2 protein-coding genes are annotated in these 8,297 nt (G+C 73.3%); both read right to left on the reverse strand.

Annotation, left to right across the window (positions count from 1 at the left end; all coding sequences use genetic code 11):
* Nucleotides 1-410 (reverse strand): holo-ACP synthase (locus VFH10_RS17990; RefSeq protein ID WP_325131074.1); only part of this gene is annotated, 410 nt, incomplete at its 3' end.
* Nucleotides 407-8,224 (reverse strand): polyketide synthase, encoded by a 7,818-nt coding sequence (locus VFH10_RS17995; RefSeq protein WP_325131076.1) that lies wholly within the window; start codon nt 8,222-8,224, stop codon nt 407-409. The genes VFH10_RS17990 and VFH10_RS17995, both read right to left, overlap by 4 nt.
* Nucleotides 8,225-8,297 lie beyond the last annotated feature (73 nt).

Raw genomic sequence — 8,297 nt, forward strand, 5'->3', positions numbered from 1 at the left:
CCGTGCAGGCGGATGGCTGGGCGGCCCCAGGCGTCGTTGCGGACCTCGATCTCGCGGAGGTCGACGTGTTCGGGGTCGATCACCTCGGGGTTGCCGAAGCAGGTGCTCGACCACGCCTTGATCACGGCCTCCTTGGCAGCCCAGCGAGCGGCGAGGCTCTCGGCCTCGGTGCCGGAACCGGCCCGGGCCGCGCGGCGCTCACCGGGGGTGAACACCTGCGCGAACCGGGTGCCGGGCTCCTCGAGCTGTTCGGCGAAGGCAGTGATGCCGACGACGTCGATGCCGACGCCGACGGCGTTGGTCAGGTCGACCGTCGCCGTTCCGGCCTGTCGAGACGGTTGCTGCGCAGTCTCCTCGACCGCCGGGTCGGTCCCGGTCTCGGCCTCCGTCGTACGACGCACCTCGGTCACTGCTGGCCCGCCCTCGCGTAGACGCCGTTCTCGCCCAGTCGGGCCGCCGGGTCGACCAGCATCGCGGCCTCGTCGGCCTTGGTCCGGGTCACGTCGGCGTCGGCGAAGCGGCGCTTCTCGGACTTCGCATACAGCGGAGCACCGCCGCACATCGCGTCCAGCAGCCGTGCCTCGCCGGCGACCAGTCGCTCGGTCGCGCGCTGCAGCCAGGTCTCGCGCTGCTCGGGCGACAGGGCCGCCACGAACGCGCCCGGGTGCGCCACCGCGACCATCGCGGAGACGTGCCCGAAGCCCAGGCTGGTCAGCAGTCCTGCCCGGAGCGGGCCGGTCTGCAGGGCCTGGCGCAGCCAGACGAGGTGCTCGGTGTCGGCGAGTACGTCGTCCACGCAGTCGAGACCGCGGTTCGGCGGCACCGTGCCGGTGGCCAGGAGCTGGCACAGCCCGATGAGCTGGAACGCGGCCGCACCACCCTTGGCGTGCCCCGTCAGCGACTTCTGGCTCACCACGTAGAGCGGGTTGCCGGCCGTGCGCCCGAGCGCGTCGGCGAGCCGCTCGTGCAGCTGCGACTCGTTCGGGTCGTTGGCCGCGGTGGAGGTGTCGTGCTTGGACACCACCGCAAGGTCGTCCGCGCCGAGGCCCAGGGACGCGAGGCCCTTCGCCAGCGGCGACTCGGCACCACCCACGCCCGCGCCCAGCGCGCCGATGCCGGGCGCCGGGATCGAGGTGTGGATGCCGTCGGCGAACGAGCCGGCGTAGGCGACCACACCGAGGACGGGCAGACCCATCTCGGCGGCCACGTCGCCGCGCGCCAGCACGACGGTGCCGCCGCCCTGGCCCTCGACGAACCCGCCACGACGACGGTCGTTGGGCCGGCACACGTGGCGCTCGTCGATGCCCTTGGCGAGCATCTCCGCGGTGTCCGCGGTGGCGCTCATGTTGCCGAAGCCGACGATGCCCTCGAGGCCGAGGTCGTCGAAGCCACCGGCCACGACCACGCTGGCCTTGTCGAGACGGATCTTGTCAACGCCCTCCTCGACGCTGACCGCGGCCGTCGCACAGGCGGCGACCGGGTGCACCATCGAGCCGTACCCACCGAGGTAGGACTGCACGGTGTGCGCCGCGATCACGTTCGGCAGCGCCTCCTGCAGCACGTCGTTGGGCGGCGTCTCGCCGAGCAGCGCGTCGACGTACATCTTGCGGGTCGACTGCATGCCGCCGATGCCGGTGCCCTGGGTGTTGGCGAACTTCGTCGGGTGCACCCAGCGCAGCAGCTCTGCCGGCTCGAAGCCGCTCGAGACGAACGCGTCCACGGTGGCGACGAGGTTCCACGCCGCGAGCCGGTCGACGGACTCGGTCATCGAGCCGAGGCCCCAGGCCTTCGGGTCGAACCCGTCGGGCACCTGGGCGCCGACGAAGCGGGACAGCTTGAAGCGTCGCGGCACGCGGATCTGGCTGCCCGCGAGGCGGGTGACCTGCCAGTCGCCGTTGGGGTCCTGCGGGTCCGCCAGGGCGATCCGGGTGTGCTTCGGGTCCTCGGCCAGCATGGCCTCGGCCTCGTCCTTGGTCCGTACGACGAACGAGGTGTCCTCGTCGAGGAACACCGACGCCATCAGCGGCGCGGTGTTGTCCACCATCGCGCCGTCGTCGCGGTAGCGGCGGATGCCGACGCTCTCCTCGACCCGGTCCTGGAACTTCTCCACGACCTCGGCCTCGGTGAGCAGCTCGCCCGACTCGGCGTCGTGCCAGCCGGCGACCGGCTCCTGCTCCCACACGATCAGCCCGGTCACCCAGGCCAGCTCGAGCACGCCGGCGGGGGACAGGCGGTCCTCCACCTCCAGCTCGAAGCGGGTGCGGGACGAGCCGAGCGGACCGACCTCGCCGGCACCGACGATGACGACCATGTCCTCGGGACGGGCGTCGATCTCGGGCCAGGCCATCGTCGGCTGCGCGGTCTTCCACCCGGCCGGGTGGGTCAGTGCGAGCAGCGCGTCGTCGTCCTCCGTGGTCGACTCCTCGGTCGCGGAGGCAGCGGCCGCGCGCGCCTCGCGGGCCAGCGCGGCGAGGTCGAGGTCGACCTCACCCAGGCCGCCGGTCAGGTCGGCCACGATCGGCTCGACCGCCGCAGCCTTGCGCGACTCGGGGCTGCACAGCTCGAGCAGCTCGGCGGCCATCTCGCTCGGCGACCAGGTGCGTACGCCGGCCTCGGTGACCGCGTCGACCAGCGGGTCGTTGTGACCCATCAGACCGGTGCCACGGACCCAGCCGATGTGGGCGTGGGCCAGGGAGACCCGGCGTGCCCACTCCTGCTCGGCGTGCCAACGCTGCACGAAGGCGTCGAACGCGGCCTTCGCCTCGCCGTACGCACCGTCGCCACCGAAGCGGCCACGGTTGGGAGAGCCAGGGAGCACCACGTGCACCCGACGGCCGAGGCGGTGCTCGGCACCCTTGGCGGCCAGACCCGTCACCAGGCGCTCCACGCCCCAGAGCAGGACGCGCAGCTCGACCTCGGCACGCGGGCCGGCGTCAGCAGCCGTGCCCTGCACCCCGGGGGCGGCGAACGGGAAGACCAGCGTCGGGTCCAGCGCGGGCCGCAGCTCGGTCTTCGCCCCGCCGGCGGACTCCACCACGGGGGAGGAGATCCACTCGACCAGGGCGTCGACGTCGGAGTAGGACGCCAGGTTGGCCGGCAGCACCCACAGGGAGGCACCGGTCGCGGCGTGGTCGCGGTAGAGCTCGCGGAAGAACGCGAGCCGCTCCTTGTCCAGGCGCGAGGTGGTGGCCACCACGGTCGCACCGCCGCGCAGCAGGTCGCCCACCACGGCGGCGGCGATCGACCCGCGGGCCGCGCCGGTCACCACGGCGACCTCGTCGGTCCACGACAGCTCACGCTCGGCGGCGGAGATGACGTCGCCGTAGAGCCGCACCAGGTCGGTGCGCTGCTCGCGCTCGGCCCTGTCGAGCCACCAGCGGGCCTGGCCGAGCGCCTGCTCGTCCAGTCCGTGGAAGGTGCGCTCGAGCACCGACTCGTCGCCGGTCCAGGCGCGGGCGAAGTCCTCGCGGACCGAGGCCCAGCGGTCGTCCAGCAGCACTGCTCGGCGCGGGTCGAACGACGGCGACACCTTGCGGGCCCAGTCGGGGCCGAGCTCGGTCTCGACGAGCTTCACCAGCTCGGCGTCGAGGTCCTCGCCCTCCTCGGCCGCGGCGTCGGGCTGGGCGACGCCCAGCTTGCTCAGCAGGTGCCGTGCGGTCGAGGCGAGCACGCCGTCCTCGCCGGTGATCGACTCGGTGAGCGCGTCCAGCGCAGCGGAGTCGACCATGGCGCCCTCGGCGCCACCACCGCCGGCTGGCATGGTGACCTGCACGCCCTGGGCCCGGCCCACGGCCTGCACGGCGTGGTCGACGACCGTGTCGAGGTCGCCGAGGTCCATCTCGTAGCCGAGCGCACCACCACGGGTGGAGCTGCCGTCACGCAGCCCGGTCGCGAGCTCCGCGGAGACGTGCGCGACCCAGCCCGGGCCGAGCTGCCAGACGTCGGTGACGCGGTCCGCGATCGCCGACGGCTTCTTGCCGGCGCTGCCGGCGAACTTGCGCAGCTGCTCGCTGATCGCCTCGCTGAGCACCGGGCCGAACGGCTTGTAGGTGCGGGCCAGCTTGTTCACGTTGGCCGACAGCGCCGACCACGCGGCCTCGGCCGCGCCGTCGATGGCACCGAGCGAGAGCTCGGCCCCGAGGTCGACGAGCAGCTGGTTGCGCCGCGACGAGACACCGTCGCAGAGCGCCTCGATGGTGTCCGCGGGCCCGATCTGGTCCGGGCGCACCTTGGTGCGCAGCGCGACCAGGATGCGGGTCGCGTCACCGGCGTCGAAGGACAGGTCGGCCGGACGGTCGGCGGACTCGGCCACCGGCGCGCTCGGCGCGGACGAGGCCGGGGCCTCCTGCGCCTTCGGCTCGGCCGACTCGGTCGACTCGGTGTCGGCCTCCGGCTGCTCGTCGTCGACCACCGGGGTGTCGGTGGCGAACACGACGGCCTCGTCGCGGCCCGAGTTGAGGATCCGCGGCGCCACGCCGTCGTAGGAGGGCAGCTTCGTGGTCTGTGCAGCGAGGTTGGCCAGGGTGGGGGCGGAGGCGACGCCGATCTCGACGAAGTCCTCGACACCCAGCCCGCCGCCGTCCTCGACGTCTGCGTCCACGGACCCGAACAGCAGGTCCTGGGTCTCGATCCAGCGCACCGGGCTGGCGAATTGCCACGCGAGCAGCTCGATCAGCAGGGTGCGACCCAGCAGGTCCGGGTCTGCCGACGTGGTCTCCCAGTCGGCCAGCGCTGCGCTCAACGCGGGGGAGTCGACGTAGGACGCCACCTCCTCGACGTACGAGCGGTCGAGGGTGAACAGCCGCGGCACCAGGTTGGGGATGTAGCGCCCGATCAGCACCGAGGTGTCGATGTGCGCCGGCAGCAGCTCGTCGAGACGCTGGCGGAAGTCGGCGACACCCGCGTGCAGCTCCGAGGAGTGGAACGGCACGTCGATGCCCGGCACCAGGATGAACGCCGGCTTGCCGCCGAAGCGCGCGCGCCGCTCCGCGACCTCTTCCTCCAGCGCCTCCAGGCCGGCGACGGTGCCGGCGATGGCGTACTGCGAGCCACGCAGGTTGTAGTTGACGATCTGGATGAACTCGCCGGTGCGCTCGCCGATCGCGCCGATGAACTCGGGGACGTCGTCGTCGGCCAGGCCGATCTGCGACGGGCGGATCGCGGCGAGCCGGTAGTTGCTGCGGCCCTGCGCGTCACGGGGCACCAGGTGGTGCATCGCCATGCCGCGGCGGAACACGATCTCCAGCAGCGCCTCGAGGGGCAGGATGCCGGTGACCGCGGCGAGGGCGTTGTACTCGCCCACGGAGTGACCGCAGGTGATCGCACCCTCGACGAAGACGCCGGCCTCGCGCATCTCGGCGACCTGGGCGACGGCCAGCGTCGCCATCGCGACCTGGGTGAACTGGGTCAGGAAGAGCACGCCGTCGGGGTGGCGGTGCAGCTCGCCGTCGGCCCAGAGCTCGGTCGGGTTGTCGCGGACGACCGCGAGGATGGAGAAGCCCAGCGCCTCACGGGTGTGCTGGTCCGCGCGGTCCCAGACCTCGCGGGCGGCAGCCGAGCGGGAGCGGGCCTCGAGGCCCATGCCCTTGCTCTGGATGCCCTGGCCGGGGAAGGCGTACGCCGTGTGCGGGGCTGCGACGAGGGCCTCGGCCACCATCGCGAGCTCGCCGTCGGCACGGGCGCTCACCTCGAGCACGGTGGCACCGTCACGCACGCCGGTGCGCTCGACGGTGACCTCCACCTCGGCGCCGGGCAGCAGCGGGGCGACCCAGCGGGCCTGCCAGCCCTGCACGGTGCGGGCGTGGTTGCGGGCGGCGACGCTCGCGGCGGCGCGCTCGCCGACCGCGGAGAGCCACATGCCGTGCACGATCGGGCCGTCGAAGCCGGCCAGGCGGGCGGCCGGGACGTCGGTGTGCAGCGGGTTGTGGTCGCCGCTCACGGCCGCGAACGCCGCCATGTGGTGCGGGGCGGTCACGGTGAAGCGGTCCATCCGCGCCCGCGGCTTGTCGAGGGCGTCGGGCACGAGCGGGGCAGGGGCGGCCAGCTCGGCGTCACCGACACGGCCGCGGACCATGAACCTCTCGTGCAGGGTGGCGATCGTGGCGCCCGTGGTCGTGGTGATGCGCACGTTCACGGCGATCACCCGACCGGCCGTCGTCTCGCTGACGCCGGCGCGGGTCGCCTCGATCGTCAGGTCGACGCCGTCGGCGCGGAGGGTCTCGAAGCCACCCGGCGCCACCTCGATGCGGTGGTCGAGGTGGACCAGGTCGAGGAGGCCCTCGGTGGCGCCGATGCAGGCGAACACCGCCGGCCAGGCGAGCCCCACGAGCGTGTCGGGGACGATCGCCTCGGCCGGGTCGGTGACCTGGTCGCCGCGGCGGTGCCGCTGCGGGGCGGTCACGCCGATGTGGTCGGCGACGAGCTCGGTGCTCCACGAGGTGTGCAGCACGGCGGTGCCCTCGTCGACCTCGGGCAGGCTGCCGCCGGCGGTGAGCGCGAGCAGCGCGCCCATCGCCTCACCGGCGGACTCCTCCGAGATCACCGGCAGCCGGCCGGCCCGGACCCCCGAGAGGTCGAGCCGCAACCGGAGCGCGCCGCGCGCGAGCGGCACCTCCAGCACGGCAGCGTCCGGTCCGTCCTGAACCAGCTGGGCGGGCGTGCCGTCCAGCCGGTGCACCGGGTTGGGCACCACGCGCCCCGCCCACACCACGTCGGTGGCGTTGCGGACCGCGTCGAGGACGGTGGCGTCCTCGCCCACGGTGCTGCGGTTCACCGCGGTCGTGACCGGGGAGTCGTGCGTGACGAGCTCCTCGACGATCGCGTGCTCGAACCGGTCGAGCAGGTCCGCGACCGGCTCGTCGACCCGCGTGATCCCGGCCACCGCGACCGGTCCGGGGATCGCGATGACCTGCTCGGCCCCGTAGGACTCGTCGTGGGCCTGCCACAGCGAGTCGGATCGCCACCACCGGCGTACGTCGGCGTCGATCACGGGGACGAAGTTGACCGGCTTGCCCGGGCGGCGGCACACCTCGAGGAAGTGCTGCACGTCGGCCGGGTGCAGCCGGCAGGCCGTGGCCTGCGGGTGCTCCGCCACGAGCGTGTCGATGGCGGCGGTCGGGTCGTCGGCCTCGATCCGGTCGATCGGACCCGAGGTCTGGGGGTGCACCCGCGCCAGCGCGCGGTCGAGCAGCGCGGTGAAGCGGTCGGCGAAGGTGACGTCGAGCCACTCGCCGTCGCGCGGACCGCTGAGCTCGACGTAGCGGCGCAGCACCTGCTCGTAGGTCATCTCGGTGACATCGCCGAAGTACGGCTTCGCGGTGACGGACATGGCCGCGACCAGCTCGTCCTTGCGGGCGAGGGCGGCCTCGGCGTCGCCGGCGACCTGGTCGAGGAGGGCGCCGCAGCGGGAGGCGGCGTTGTCGATCTCGTGGATGTCCGCGCCGAGCTGGCTGCGGCCGCTCGTGACGTTGCCGGCGCTGCGGCCGGCGCCGACCCAGCCGCCGTTGACGTCGGTGCTCACACCGGGGGTGTCGACCAGCAGCTGCTTGACCGAGGCGGAGGTGGTGGCCTCGCGGGTCGCCATCGCGGCGGTACCGATCAGCACGCCGTCCACGGGCATGGGGGCCTCGCCGTGCGCGGTGGCCCAGGTGCCGGTGAGGTAGTCGACCGCGCGGTCCGGCGTACCGATGCCGCCGCCGACGCACACGACCAGGTTGGGGACCGAGCGCAGCTCGGGGTAGGTGGCGAGCAGCAGCTCGTCGAGGTCCTCCCACGAGTGGTGGCCGCCGGCAACACCGCCCTCGACGTGCATGATCAGCGGGGTCTCGACCTCGCGGGCGATCGCGAGCACCTGGCGGATCTGCTTGACCGTGCCGGGCTTGAACACCACATGCGTGATGCCGGCCTCCTGAAGGTCCTCGATGATCGCGACGGCGTCGTCGGTCTCGGGGATGCCGGCGCTGATCACCAGGCCGTCGAGCGGGGCACCGGCCATCCGGGCCTTCTGGACGAGGCGCTGGCCGCCGACCTGGAGCTTCCACAGGTAGGGGTCGAGGAAGAGCGTGTTGAACTGCGCGGTGACGCCCTCGTCGAGCCGCTCGCGCAGGCGCGCCATGTTCTTGTCGAAGATCGGCTCGGTGACCTGGCCGCCACCGGCCAGCTCGGCCCAGTGGCCGGCGTTGGCCGCGGCGGCGACGATCTCGGGGTCGACGGTGGTCGGGGTCATCCCGGCCAGCAGGACCGGGGACTTGCCGGTCAGGCGCGTGAACGCCGTGGCGACGACGGGCTTGCCGTCGCCG

Source organism: Nocardioides sp. (genome assembly GCF_035697785.1).
Lineage (GTDB): Bacteria > Actinomycetota > Actinomycetes > Propionibacteriales > Nocardioidaceae > Nocardioides_B.